Origin of the sequence: Streptomyces sp. NPDC087422 (assembly GCF_044744145.1) — a bacterium.
Taxonomy (GTDB): Bacteria; Actinomycetota; Actinomycetes; order Streptomycetales; family Streptomycetaceae; genus Actinacidiphila.
The window spans coordinates 444105-457502 of the sequence record NZ_JBIUXT010000004.1 but is presented as its reverse complement, the minus strand read 5'-3'; the positions used below and the strand labels follow the sequence as shown (position 1 = coordinate 457502).

Sequence of the window (13398 nt, the reverse complement as noted above, 5' to 3'; positions counted from 1 at the left end):
GCCCGTGTCCGACCGCCTCAGCCCGACCCCGCTGCTGGTCACCCCCATCAGGACCGAGCGGGACGTGTTCGCGCTGCGCCGCCACGCCAAGACCATCACCGAGGCGGTCGGCCTGGACAGCCGCGACCAGGTACGTCTGGCCACCGCGGTGAGCGAACTGGGCCGGGACCTGCTCCGCCCCGCGGTGAGCGAACCGGGCCGGGACCTGCTCCGCCCGGCGCCGATGACCGCGGTCTTCAGCATGCGGCAGGAACCGCCCGTTCTCCTCACCGTGTTGCAGTGGGGCGACGACCGCGCCCCCAGCCGCGAGTCGCTGACGGCCGTCACCCGGCTGCTGCCCCAGACGCGTTACGAGACCGCCCCCGCCGCTCCCGCGCGGCCCCCGTCGGGCCCCGGCCGCGTCGAGATCGCCTGCCCGATCCCCGAACTCGCCGCCCGCGACCTGCGGATTGAGCAGGTCCGCTCGCTCCTGGCGTCCGCGAGCCCGGCCAGCGCGATCGACGACCTCCAGGCCCAGACCCGCGACCTGATCGCCTCACTCCAGGAAGCGCACGCCCAGCGCGACGAACTCGAACGGCTCAACGACGAACTGACCGAGACCAACGCCGGCGTCATGGCCATGTACGCGGAACTCTCCGTCGAGCACAAAGACGTCGTCGAGCGCTACAGCCAGGAACACGAGCTCGCCCTGGCTCTGCAGAGTACGTTCCTGCCCGCCACCCTCCCACAGGTCCCCGGCGCCGAACTCGCCGTGCGCTACCTGCCCTCCGCCACCACGGCCGAGATCGGCGGTGACTTCTACGAAGCCGTCGACACCTCCCGAGGGCTCCTCCTGGCAGTCGGTGACGTGGTCGGCCATTCCCTGCAAGCCGCCATGGTCATGGGCGAACTCCGCCACGCTCTACGCGCCTACGCCGCCCAGGACCACCCCCCGCACGTACTGCTGGAGCAGCTCGACCGGCTCCTGGGTCTTCATCGGCCCGGATGGACCGCCACCGTCTGCATCGCGCTGGTCGAGCCCGGCAACGCCTGCCTGCGTATCGCCAACGCGGGCCATCTCCCGCCGCTGCTCCTCCACCCCGACGGCACCTATCGCTACCTGACCGAACACGGCCCGCTGCTGGGCCTGGGCCTGCCCCATCCCCCCGCCACCGCGCACCCCGTCGAACCCGGCAGCCGACTCCTCATGATCACCGACGGGCTCATCGAGACCCGCGACAGCATCCTGGACAAACGCCTCGAACTCCTCGCCGCCACCGCCGCGGCCGGCCCCCGAGAACCCGACGCCCTGTGCTCGGAACTCCTCGACACCTTCGGCGCCGAGCCCGACGACGACATCATCGTCTTCACCACCCGCCTCACCCCGCCCCCAGCGGAGGGGTGAGTGTCGCCGTCGGCCGTGGTCCTGCCCGGGGCCGGGCCGGGCCGTGCCGCCGGGTGAGACCCGCCGCACCTCCGGCGATCGACGGTGTCGACGGCCCCTGCCGCCGACTTCGGCGATGACGTGGCGGGCCGTACAGGGTTGCCAGCAGCCGGCATCGTGGTCCGTTGCTCCGTCCTGTCATCATGACCACGGCGCGGGAGTGGGGGCGTCGTGGTCCGCATGAGGGCATCCGCGCCATGTGCCTTCCACCGGTCCTGTGCCGCCTCGCTCCGATGTGCGCGAGCATGCCGGGCGCAAGAGCGCTCGCCTGAGACAGGAGCCGTAATGGCACTGAAGATACGCACACCGAAGACTGCCGCCGTGGCGCTCGCCGTCACCGTGGCCGCGGTCTCGTTGGGCACCGCCCTTCCCTCGGCCGCCGCCGGGTACACCGCTTCGGCGGGACCGTGGAGCGCGGCCGTCGCCCTGACCGGAGCGGACGGCCAGCAGTCTCTCATCGATGTCCAGGTGGCCGGTGACGGCGCCGCGTTCGCGCTGTGGCGGGACAAGGCCGCCGGGGCCACCGGTTGGGACTTCCGGACCGCCGTACGGCCTGCCGGAACCACGACGTGGAGTGCGCCGCACACCCTGGCGACCGGGCGTGCCGAGAATTCCGCGGCCGTCCTTGCCGTGAGCGCCGACGGACGGGCCGTGGTGTCCTGGCTGGACGGCAGTGGCGCGGACGGTTCGCTGGTCGCCCTGGCCGCGGGCTGGAACCCGGCCACGGCGGCCTGGTCCGCCCCGGCCACCCTCGCAGCCTGGGACGGCCTGGACATGTCCACGCCCCGCCTGGCCGCGGCGGCCGACGGCACCTTCACCGCCGTATGGGACCAGGGCGACGGGTACCGTAACTACGATGTGAGAACCGCCGCCCTCGCCCCCGGCGACCAGGCGTGGTCCGCACCCCGGACGCTGGCTTCCACCACGACCGGATCCCTCTGGAGCATCGACCTCGCGGTGGCCCCCGGCGGCGCCGCCACCGCGGTCTGGGATGAACTCAACCGTTTCACCGGCGAGCACACGGTCTCCACCGCCACCCGCACCTCGGCCCGGTCCAGTTGGAGCGGTGCCTCCGTGCTGCCCGGCACCGACGCCACGTCAAGCGACGTACAGGTGGCGATGGACGCCAAGAACGCCTCCACCGTGCTGTGGCGCAACGGCGCCAACGACCTCAAATCCGCCACCCGCACCGCTCCTTCGGGTAGCTGGAGCGCAGCTCAGACCGCCGTTTCCGCCATCAACTACAGCGACGGAAGCGAACCGTTGGCCGCGCCCAACGGGGACGTCACCTACGTGTGGACGGGCTGGAGCCCCACCGCCGGTGTCCCCGTGGTGCAGACCGTGACCCGTACCGCGAGCACCGGGACCTGGTCGGCGCCGAAGACGCTGTCCACCGGCTACGTGAACTGGCGGGTGGACGCCTCCATCGGCGCTGACGGAACCGTGCAGGTCGTGTGGCCGCAGGTGCCGAGCATCGACAACGGCAACGACCACTACCTCGAGTGGGCGGTGCGCGCCGACGGCACCTGGAGCCAGGCCACCGCTTTGAACAGCACACCTGTCGTCGACGTCCCCAACACCGACGCCCTCGCGGGCGAGGTGGCTGCCGGACCGGACGGCCGGGCCACGGTGCTGTGGCGCAAGGCCGAGTACGTCGGCAGCGGCGGCTACACCTCCCAGGTGTGGTCCGAGGCGCAGACCCTGTTGATGGTCAAGCCACAGATCACCACCAACGCCGCGGTGAGCGGAACGGCCCGAACCGGCTCCACCCTCACCTGTTCCGCCGCCTGGAACGGCACCAACGCCAAGGCCGCCTTGGCCTGGTTGCGCGACGGCGCGGTCATCTCCGGTGCCACCGCCAAGACCCGCGTCCTCACCTCTGCCGACTACGCCCACCAGGTGTCCTGCCGGGTCACGGTCAGCAACGGCGCGGGCTCCGTCGCTTCCACCTCGCCCGCGCGGAAGGTCGAGGTCGGCCCCGCGCTGAAGACCACCACCGCGCCGTCGATCTCCGGCTCCGTCAAGGTCGGTCACAAGCTGACGGCTGCCCGCGGCACCTGGTCGCCGTCCGCCACTTCCTACACGTACCAGTGGAAGCGCAACGGCAAGACCATCAAGGGTGCGACCAAGTCCGCCTACGCCCTGGTGAAGGCCGACCGCGGCCGGAAGATCACGGTCACGATCACGGCCCACCGCAACGGCTGGACCAGTGGCGCGGCCACCACAAAGCCCGTCACCGTGCGCTGACCCGACGCGGGCCGGTACCACCGGCCCGCGTCCGCCGGTCCGGAGCCCGGCCGACTCAGAGGTGGTGGGCCAGCCCCGAGTCGGCATGTTCAGGTGGGCGAACGCCGCGCGCGTCAGCGCCGGAGGCCGGGCGACGCCACGGCGGCGACCGGGGCCGAAGGGTCGGTCTCCGTGCCCGGTCGCCTGCCTCGCTGACCCGCGGGGACGGTGTTCCGTGAGGTGCGCCGCCCGCTGACGGGATCAGCGGGGGCGGTTCAGCCGATGCCGAGGCGGCGCATTGTCAGGCAGGCCAGGGCCACATCGCAGGCGGCGACGCCCTGGACGATGCCGAGCACCCGCTCGTCGGGGTGCGTGCGGCCGGGGAGGGAGCCGGCGGCGACGGCGGGGAGGGAGCCGGTGAGCCGGGCGTCAAGGGTCCGCGGGGGCAGGCCCGCCGCGAGCCAGGAGGCGATCGAGCCGATCTCCCGGGCGTAGCCGAGATCGTCGACGAAGAAGCGGTCGGCCGTCCCGGTCCCGTGCCCGGTGGCCTCCGGGGCGAGCACGGCTCCCGCGACGCCTCCGCACCCGGCTGCCTCGGCGGCATCGGGGGCGGGGGCCCGCGTGCCGTACGGCGTCGGCCCGGTCACGATCTCGGCCGCGATCTCCGCGCCGCCGCCGAGGCCGAGCAGCGTGACGCCGGGCCCGAAGTGCCGCGGGTGGACGACGGGTTGGCGGGCCGAGGTGAGGGCGACGACGATGTCCGAGCCCGGTGCGGCGGCGTCCAGGCCGTCGTACGGGGTGAGGGTGGCGCCCGGTGCGACGGGCTGCCGGGCGACGAAGTCGGCGGCGGAGCCGGCCGTGCGCGCCACCACCCGGATCTCCTCCAGCGCGAACGCCTCGGCGAACGCGGCCGGGACGAAGGCGGCGATCTGTCCGGCACCGACCAGCGTCAGCACCTTGCTGTCGGGCCGGGCCAGCAGCCGCGCGGCGACGGCGGCGGAGGCCGCCGTCCGCAGCCGGTGCAGCCAGGTCTCCTCGACGGCGACCAACGGGCGGCCGGACTCGGTCTCCAGCACCAGGCACCAACTGTTGCGCCCGGCGGTGTGGGTCGGGGTGACCCGCACCCCGGCGACCCCGTACCGGTCGAGCAGCGCGCCCTTGAGGCCGAAGCCCCGCGTGCCGCCGCTCACGCCGAGCCGGGTGATGGTGGGGGCGGACAGGGAGAGCCGGTCGGCGCCGAAGTCGGCGTAGGTGGCCTCGACCACCTCCAGCGCGTCGGCGACGGTGATCACCGACCGTACGTCGGCGTCACCGACCATGGGCAGGGTCGGCAGGCTCATACGGCGCCACCCGCCGGGGAGGCCGCGACGGAAGCCGGTACGCCGCGCGGCGGCACGTCGGTGGCCGGCGCGCCGGAGACGGGCGGCCCGACGATCGCGACGCACAGGCCGCCCCCGTCCGGTGCCTGGTGGACGGAGTTGGCGGAGATGAACATCCGCCCGGTGCCGAGCACCGCTCCCGCCACCCCGCTCATGATCGCCCGGACGTGCTTGTCCGGGTCCAACTGGCTGGTCAGCACGGTGGTCCGGGCGCCACGCAGAGTGCCGTCCCGCCGGTTGCCCGCCTTGATCAGCAGGGCCGCGACCTGTCCCGGCTCCCGTACCGTCCCGTCGGCGGTCAACTCCGCGCCCGCCGCGGCCAGGACGCGGCGGATGCCGGGCGCGTCCAGGACGTCGGCGAGCAGGCCGGAGACGATCCGGAGGTCGCCGCCCGCGCCGGGGCGGTTGCCGAACACCAGGACCTCGACACACGCGGCCTCCGAGCTGGAGAAGACCATGGTGCGGCGCGAGTGCAGGGTCAGGTCACGGCCGAAGGCGGCCGGGACGACGTCGGCCCGCTCCACCTCGCCGAGCGCGAGCGCCGCGCCGAGCGCGCCGACCGCCTTGGCCTCGGCGGAGGTGACCCGCATGGGCTCGTCGTGTGCGGTCAGCGGCGTCTTGACGACGGCCAGCGCGACGTCGGCGGGGTCGAGACCCGCGTCCGCGACGGCCTCCGCGACGGCCTGCTCGGCCAGCGCGACGTGTTCGGCCGAGCCGATCTCGGAACCGCGGATCCGGCGGCTGCGCCCGATGCCCACGCAGAGCGTGCCCGCTGGGCCGGGCGCCCCGCGAGGAGCCGGGGCCGACCCCCCGCCGGTGGACTCCGCGCCGTCCGTCACGGCAGCGGCCTCTGCGGCACCCGCGACGTCCGCGTCGTCCAGCTCGACGACGAGATAGCCGAACGGCGTCATCGCCCCCTCGGAGCCCGTGGAGTGCAGGAACACCGAGCGTTCCAGCAGGTCCCCGCCGCCGTGCGCGAGCACGGCCTCCCGGGCCCGCCAGGACGCGAGTTCGCGTGAGAAGTCGTTGGTCTCGGCGCTGCCCTCGGTCTTCACCAGCAGGGCGAGCCGCCGTATCCGTGCCGGGTCGTGGGCGCTGAGCACCGCCACCAGCCCGTCGGTGTCACCGGGCCCCGCGGTGTCGAAGGAGTCGATCCTGACTGTCATGCTCGGGCGCCTTTCGGAAGGGGGGCGGCGACAGCCGGCCAGCGGTCGGCCCAGCCGTACGCGGCCTCGTAGTCGGATGCGAGGTCCAGCAGCGCCCGGTCCGCGCCGTACGGGCCGACGAGCTGGAAACCGATCGGCAGGCCGGCCGGGGACGGCGGTCCCGGCAGGCTGAGAGCGGGCACACCGGTGGCGTTGGCGATGCCGGTGAACACCCGCTGGTAGGGCGGGGCGAGCTGGTCGGCGGCCCAGGGCATCGCCCCGGCGACCGGGGTGAGCAGCAGGTCGGTGCCGGTGAAGAAGTCGGCGAGCTGCGCGAACAGGTCACGGAAGGCGTCGAGCGCGTCCACGTAGTCCGCGGCGCTCAACGAGCGGCCGTGCTCGACCATCGGCGGGTAGATGTCGCCGACCGCCGCGCGCCAGTCCGGGTGACGCCGCATCAGCCAGGCCAGGCCGGTGGTGCCGATGGTCCGCCAGTGGGTGTCGAACCGGTCGAAGTCGAAGGGCACTTCGCCGGTCTCCACCCGGTGGCCGAGCGCGCTGAGCCGGTCGGCCGCGGCCGTCAGCGACGCGGTGATCTCCGGTTCGACCGGATAGTCGCCGAACCGCCCCACCATCCTGATCCGCAGCGACCGGCCGCGGAAGGCGGGGCCGTCCGGCACACCGAGCGAACGGCGGTCCCGCGCGTCGGGCCCGGCCACCGCCCCGAGCAGCGCGGTCAGGTCCGCCACCGTACGGGCGGCAGGTGCGATCACCTCCAGGTCGTGCAGCACGGTCGGCAGGCCGTCGAGCCGGGCGACCCGGCCCAGCGTCGGCTTGAGCGCGACCAGCCCGCAGTACCCGGCCGGCCAGCGGATCGAGCCGCCGCCGTCGGTGCCCAGCGCCACCGGCCCGACGCCCGCGGCCACCGCCGCCGCGCCGCCGCCGGTGGACGCGCCGGTGGTGAGCGCGGGATTCCACGGGTTGCGGGTGGTGCCGTGCAGCAGGGTGCTGACATTGCCGAGACCGAGGGTGAACTCCGAGACATTGCTCTTGCCGAGGATCACCCAGCCGCCGGCCCGCAGCCGTCCGACGCACAGTTCGTCGCGCTCCGGCGTGCGGTCGGCGTAGAGCCGGCTGCCCCAGGCGCAGGGCATCGCGGCCACCGGGATGTTGTCCTTGACCGTGAGCGGCACGCCGTCGTACGCGCTCAACGGGGTTCCCGCGCGCCACCGTTCACCGCTGGCGGCGGCGGACCGCCGGGCGGCGTCGAAGGCGCGGTGGGCGAAGACGTTCAGACGCCGGTCGACCTGCTCGGCGTGCTCGACCACCGCTTCCAGCACTTCGGCGGGCGTGGCCGAGCCTTCGGCGTAGGAGGCGGCGAGTTGCCGCGCCGAGCGGCGCCACAACGGCTCGGAGCCGGACTCCCCGGTCGACGGCCCGGCCTGCCCGGCCGTCACTTCTTGGGCTCCAGCGTCCAGTAGAGGGTGACGGGCTCCGGGGTGAAGGTCAGGCCGGAGACCCCTGAGGCGCTGACCAGGGTGCGGCCGGTGACCACCAGCGGCAGGAACGCGGCGTCCTGCGCGGCGAGTTGCTGGATCTTCTCGTACGCCTGGTCACGCGCCGGGCTCGGCGCCGCCATGGCGAACTCGCCCTGGAGCCGGTCGATCTCCGGGATGCTGGTGCGGGAGAAGTTCACGACCCCGCCGGTCACGGTCCACAGCTTCACCGGGGTCTTGGCGTCCTCCACGTACGTCGACAGCGTGGTGAGCACCATGCCGTCGTCGGCGCTGCCGCCGGTCTTGGCGGTGGCGCGGCCGATGATCGAGGTGATCAGCGCGGCCGAGGTCTGCGGTTGCAGGGTGACGTCGACGCCGATCGGCTTGAGCGCGCTCTTGATGAGCTGGGCGGCGGTCGCGAAGTCGGTGTTCTCGCTGGGGTAGCGGAGCTTGGTGGAGACCGACGGGTTCCCGGCCTGCGCCATCAGGCTCTTGGCCTTCGCGGCGTCGCCGTAGTCCTTCCAGGCGGCGCTGTAGCCGGGGGCGCCGGCGGAGACGTAGGAGTCGGCACGCTCGGCCTGGCCGTAGTAGACGTTCTTCACCAGCGCGTCGTACGGGAGTGCCTCGGCGACGGCGCGCCGCACCAGCGGGTCCTTGAACGGGCCTGCGTCGGAGGCGAGTTGGAGGTAGAGGTAGCTGGAGGTGTTGGCGTGCTGGACGTTGAAGCCGGCCGACTTCAGCGAGGTCGCGTCCCGGGGGCTCAGGCCGTACTGGGCGATGTTGACGCTGCCGCCGCGCAACAGGCCCGCCACATTGCCGTCGTTGACGACGCGCAGTGTCACGGCGGAGAACTTCGGCGCGTTCAGGGCCGCGCCGGGCACCGCCGCGAGATTCAGCGACTGGCCGGTCTGCCGGCTCTTGACGTAGTACGGGCCGCTGCCCGCCACGTGGCTCTTCAGCCACTCGGCGGCGATCGGGTCGGACGGGCCGGCGTTCTTGAGGGCGGCGGCGGAGTCGATGACGCCGTACCAACAGGTGCGCAGCGTGGCGATGTTGACCTCGCTGGCCTTGATCGGTTTGCCCGCGCTGTCCTGGTAGCGAATGGCGACGTGGGTGGCGTCGGGGGCGGTGATCTGCGCGGCGTCGAAGACACCGCTGTTGTTCAACTCGACGGCGCCGTTGAGCTTCAGCGCCCGCTGGAGCGACCAGACGGCGTCCTTGGCGGTGACCGGGTTGCCGCTGGGGTAGAACTTCAGGCCGTCGCGGAGAGTGAAGGTGACGGTGTCCCCTGCGATGGTCCAGGAGGAGGCGAGGGCGGGTGCGGCGGCGAGGCCGCTGGAGGCGGAGTGGCCGCCCTGGGCCGTGGTCTTGTAGCCCACCAGGTTCTGGTAGACGTTCATCGCCAGCTCTTTGTCCTGGTCGGTGTTGACGTTGCCCGGGTCCATGGTGGAGATGTCGCTCGGCCAGGCGGCGACCAGCGCCGCGGGCGGTTTGGCGGCGCTCTGTCCGGTGGTGCCTGCCGAGGACGAACAGGCCGTCAGGACGGCGGCGACCGCGACCGCGGCCGTACCGGCCAACAGCCGGGCGCGCCGCGGAGATCTACTGGTCATCTGAGTCTTGCCTCTCTCTTCGCGCGGCCGAGAGGTCGGCGCTGACCTGTCGGTGGGTGATGGGGCAGGCGGCGTCGTGCGTGCCGCCGAAGGACAGTTGCGGGGGCCTACCGGCCGTGCAGGACTCCTCCGCCAGCGGGCAGCGGGGGGCCAGCGCGCAGCCGGCGGACAGGTCGAAGGGGCCGGGGTTCTCGCCGCTGAGCCGGATGGCGCGGGTGTGGCCGCCGTACGCGGCGACCGGCGCGGCGTCCAGCAGCGCGCGGGTGTAGGGGTGAGCGGGACGGCGCAGCACCTCCTCGGTGGTGCCGGACTCCACGACCCGGCCCACGTACATCACCTGCACGCGGTGCGCGATCCGGCGTACGGCCTGGAGGTCGTGCGAGATCAGCAGGTAGGCGATGCCGGTCTCGCGCTGGAGGCGGGCCAGCAGGTCCAGCACGACGCCCCGGGTGGAGGCGTCGAGCGAGGCGGTGGGCTCGTCGAGGATGACGGCCCTGGGCTGGACGGCCAGCGCGCGGGCGATGCCGATCCGCTGCCGCTGGCCGCCGGAGAGCGCGGCCGGCCGCCGGTCCAGGAGGTCCTCGGACAGCTCAACTGAGGCCAGCAGCTCACGGATTCGGGCCTCGCGCCGCGGCGCGGGCATCCGCAGGTGCAGCCGTAGCGGCTCGTCCAGGATCGAGCGGATCTTCTGCCGGGGGTCGAGGGAGGAGCGGGGGTCCTGGAAGACCATCTGCACGTCCCGGTACACCTCGCGCCGGTCGCGGAAGGACGACAGCGGGCGCCCGGCGACGGTCACCCGGCCCGCGGCCGGTTCGACCAACCGCAGGATCGACCGGGCCAGCGTGGACTTGCCCGAGCCGCTCTCCCCGACGACGGCCAGCGTCTCGCCCGGCCGCAGCACCAGGTCCACGCCGTCCACGGCGCGCAGGGTGTGCCGCAGGCCCCGGCTGCGGACGGTGAACTCGGTCCGGAGGCCGTCCACTTGGAGGACCGGTTCGGACCCGGCCGGGGCGGACGCGCCGACGGCGGCCGAGTGGGCGGCGGAGGCGGAAGAAGCGGGTACGGCGGACGCGGTCATGACGGCCTCCCGGAGTCGTCGTCAACGCGGTTGGCGGCCAGCAGGAGTTGGGAGTAGTCGGCCTGCGGAGCCCGGAAGAAGTCCTCGGCGGCGGCCTGTTCGATCACCGTGCCGCCCCGCATCACCACCACCCGGTCGCAGGTCTCGCCGACGACGCCCAGGTCGTGGGTGACCAGGCACACGGTGAGCCCGTCCTGCCGGGCCAGCTCCACGACAAGTTCCATCACATCGGCCTGGGTGGTGACGTCCAGCCCGGTGGTCGGCTCGTCCAGCAGCATCATCCGGGGGCGGCACAGCAGTGCCATCGCGATCATCGCCCGCTGCGCCATGCCGCCGGAGAACTGGTGCGGGTACTGCGCCATCCGCCGCACGGGGTCGGGGATCCGGACGCGTGCCAGCGTCTCGGCCACCAGTGCGCGGCCCGCGCGTTTGCCGAGGCCGTGGTGGAGCCGGGCCACGTCGGTGAGCTGGCGGCCGACGGTGAGCACCGGGTTGAGCGAGGAGCGGGCGTCCTGGAAGACCATCGCGATCTGGCCGCCGCGCAGTTCGCGGTAACCGGCCTCGTCCAGGCCCAGCAGTTCCTTCCCGTCGAAGCGGATGGAGCCCTCGACGGCCAGCCGGGGCGGGCACAGTCCCATCACGGTGAGCGCGGTCAGCGACTTCCCGCTGCCGGTCTCGCCGACGATCGCGGTGATCTGCCCGCGCGGCAGCTCGAAGCTCACATCGCGCAGCACCTGGACGGCGCGCGCCCGGTCGCCGTGCCCGGAGCGGAAGGCGCCGGACAGGCCGGCCACCGTGAGCAGCGGGACGCCGGGGTCGGCGCCGGACGCGTTCCCGGCTCCGTCGGCCAGGGGCGCGGGCGGCTGTACGGCCGCGCCGGAGGTGGCGCTCATCGGTCGTCCTCCCGTTCCAGCAGGCCGTCGCCGAGCAGGTAGAAGGCGGCGGCGAGCAGCAGAATGCAGACGCCGGGGAACAGCGAGATCCAGTACGCGTCCGGGGAGTCCTTGCCGCCCGCGATCATCGAGCCCCACTCCGGGCTGCCGGGTTCGATCCCGACGCCGACGAAGCCGAGACTGGAGACCACGATCGCCACCCAGGCGGCGTTGACCGCCGCGTAGGACACCAGCGGGGTCAGGCCGTTGGGCACCAGGTGCCGGGCCAGGACACGCCGTCCGCTGTTGCCCGCCAGTACGGCGGCCTCGGCGAACTCCCACGACTTGCGGCCCTTGACCTCCGCGCGCAACAGCCGCAGATAGCCGGGCAGTCCGACGAAGGCGACCACGACGATCACATTGGCCAGGCCCGAGCCGAGCGTGGTGACCAGCAGCAACGCCAGCAGCAGCGCGGGGAAGGACTGGAGGATCTCGGTGACCCGCATGATCACCGCGTCCGCCCAGCCGCCCCAGTACCCGGCGACCGCGCCGAGCAGGCTGCCGATCACGAAGGCGATGGCGACCGCCACCAGGGTCAGCCACAGGTCGGTCCAGGTGGCGGCGAGCGTCTTGGAGAAGACGTCGGACCCCGCCTGGTCGGTGCCGAACCAGTGCTTCCCGCCCGGGGACTGGTACGGCAGCCCCACGCCGGGCTGCTCGGGGTCGTACGGCGTCCAGATCCGGCCGACCGCGGCGGCCACCAGCAGCACGGCCATCAGGCCGAGGCCCAGGCGTACGGTCAGCGAGTCGGCGCCGCCGGCGCCGGGCAGCAGGCGGGTCAGCCGACGGCCGGACGGGCGCCGGTCCTGGTCCGGGCCGCCGGGCCCCGCGGGCGGGCCCGCTGAGGGGGCGGCGGTCAGGTCGGCGGAGGGCACGGGGGCCGGGGCGGTCATGAGCGGATCCTCGGGTCGGCCAGCGAGTAGGCGAGATCGACCAGTGCGTACAGGGCGACGTATACGACGGCCGCGTAGAGCACGAAGCCCTGGAGCGCGGGGAAGTCGGACTGCTGGACGGCGGTCAGCGCGTACTGGCCGATGCCCGGCCAGCCGAAGACCCCCTCGACCAGCACCGCGCCGGTGAAGGCGAAGGCGACGCCGCCGGCGATCATGGTGATCACCGGGAGCAGCGCGTTGCGGAGCGCGTAGCTGCGGTAGATACGGGACCGGCTGAAACCGTAGGCGTGCGCGGTCCTGACGTATTCGCTGCGCAGCGCCTCGACCATGCCGGACCTGGCCACCCTGGTGATGGGGGCGAAGATGCCGCAGACCAGGACGACGCAGGGCAGCACCAGTTGGAGCAGGGCCTGCCGGACGGTGTCCCACTGCCCGGCCAGCAGCCCGTCGATGACGTAGCTGCCGGTGACGCCGGGCGGCGGCGCCAGGCCCGCGGGCAGTCGGCCGATGGGTCCCGGCAGGATGCCGAACCGGACGAAGAACAGCGACAACAGCACCAGGCCGAGCCAGAACTGCGGCATCGCGAGCGCCGCCACGGTGACCACCCGGATCGCGTGGTCGGCGGCCTTGCCCCGGCGGACCGCGCTGATCACGCCGAGCGCGGTGCCGAGCAGGACGCCGATGATCAGGGCGGGTACGGCCAACTCCAGCGTGGCGGGGAGCCTGCTGGTCAGGTCGGCGCTGACGGCGCGGCCGGTGCCGAAGGACGTACCGAGGTCGCCGTGCAGCAGATCGCGCAGGTAGATGAGGTACTGGCGAGGGATGCTGTGGTCCAGGCCGAGGGAGGACCGCACCTGGGCCCGGACCTCCTCGCTCGCCCCGGGCGGTACCAGCAGGCCCGTCGGGTCCGGCGCCACGACGCGGGCCACGACGAACGTGAAGGTGACCACGCCCCAGACGACCAGCACCGCGCCGCCCAGTTTGCGGGCGACCAGCAGCAGGGCGCCTCGTGGCAGCAGGCCACGGGACGGGGACCGGTTCGGCGGCCTGGCGGCGGCCGGAGGTACGGCCACCTCGATGTCGGAGACGGTCATCAACCCCCCTTCCCTTATTTCCGTGAGACGGAAACGAATATTCCGCACTGCGGATTCGACAGTATTGGAAGGCCCCGGTCCGGCTGTCAAGGGTTTCGTGCCCGATGACCTTGCGAATCGGC

The 13398-nt window shown here is 73.2% G+C and carries 10 protein-coding genes; 2 read left to right on the top strand and 8 right to left on the bottom strand.

The genetic code is table 11. The features are described from left to right. Window positions 1-4: 4 nt before the first annotated feature. On the top strand, window positions 5-1384 hold the full coding sequence (locus ACIO6U_RS15285) for a PP2C family protein-serine/threonine phosphatase (RefSeq protein ID WP_401719149.1): 1380 nt from the start codon (window positions 5-7) through the stop codon (window positions 1382-1384). Window positions 1385-1708: 324 nt separating this feature from the next. Further along, window positions 1709-3670: a hypothetical protein gene (locus ACIO6U_RS15280; protein ID WP_401719146.1), complete on the top strand. Its 1962-nt coding sequence runs from the start codon at window positions 1709-1711 to the stop codon at window positions 3668-3670. Window positions 3671-3924: 254 nt separating this feature from the next. On the opposite strand, the gene ACIO6U_RS15275 is transcribed toward ACIO6U_RS15280, so the two are convergent. From ACIO6U_RS15275 to ACIO6U_RS15240, 8 genes are read right to left on the bottom strand one after another with little or no spacing between them, the layout of a single operon-like run. After that, entirely contained in the window at window positions 3925-4989 is a 1065-nt protein-coding gene (locus ACIO6U_RS15275; protein WP_401719143.1) for a hypothetical protein, read from the bottom strand. After that, window positions 4986-6194: a ring-opening amidohydrolase gene (locus ACIO6U_RS15270; protein WP_401719140.1), complete on the bottom strand. Its 1209-nt coding sequence runs from the start codon at window positions 6192-6194 to the stop codon at window positions 4986-4988. Before ACIO6U_RS15270 ends, ACIO6U_RS15275 begins: the two co-directional genes overlap by 4 nt. Next, window positions 6191-7630: an amidase gene (locus tag ACIO6U_RS15265; RefSeq protein WP_401719138.1), complete on the bottom strand. Its 1440-nt coding sequence runs from the start codon at window positions 7628-7630 to the stop codon at window positions 6191-6193. Before ACIO6U_RS15265 ends, ACIO6U_RS15270 begins: the two co-directional genes overlap by 4 nt. Then, the gene (locus tag ACIO6U_RS15260) at window positions 7627-9279 is read right to left on the bottom strand and encodes an ABC transporter substrate-binding protein (RefSeq protein ID WP_401719135.1); all 1653 of its coding nucleotides are present in this window, start codon (window positions 9277-9279) and stop codon (window positions 7627-7629) included. Before ACIO6U_RS15260 ends, ACIO6U_RS15265 begins: the two co-directional genes overlap by 4 nt. Further along, entirely contained in the window at window positions 9269-10357 is a 1089-nt protein-coding gene (locus ACIO6U_RS15255; protein WP_401719132.1) for an oligopeptide/dipeptide ABC transporter ATP-binding protein, read from the bottom strand. Before ACIO6U_RS15255 ends, ACIO6U_RS15260 begins: the two co-directional genes overlap by 11 nt. Next, window positions 10354-11250, bottom strand: coding sequence for an ATP-binding cassette domain-containing protein (locus tag ACIO6U_RS15250; RefSeq protein ID WP_391162969.1), 897 nt, complete (start codon window positions 11248-11250; stop codon window positions 10354-10356). Before ACIO6U_RS15250 ends, ACIO6U_RS15255 begins: the two co-directional genes overlap by 4 nt. Then, window positions 11247-12182 carry an ABC transporter permease gene (locus tag ACIO6U_RS15245; RefSeq protein WP_355342659.1) on the bottom strand — a complete coding sequence of 312 codons (936 nt, stop codon included), beginning with the start codon at window positions 12180-12182 and terminating at the stop codon, window positions 11247-11249. The genes ACIO6U_RS15250 and ACIO6U_RS15245 overlap by 4 nt, the downstream gene beginning before the upstream one ends. After that, window positions 12179-13276, bottom strand: coding sequence for an ABC transporter permease (locus tag ACIO6U_RS15240; protein WP_355342656.1), 1098 nt, complete (start codon window positions 13274-13276; stop codon window positions 12179-12181). Before ACIO6U_RS15240 ends, ACIO6U_RS15245 begins: the two co-directional genes overlap by 4 nt. Between the last annotated feature and the right edge of the window lie 122 nt (window positions 13277-13398).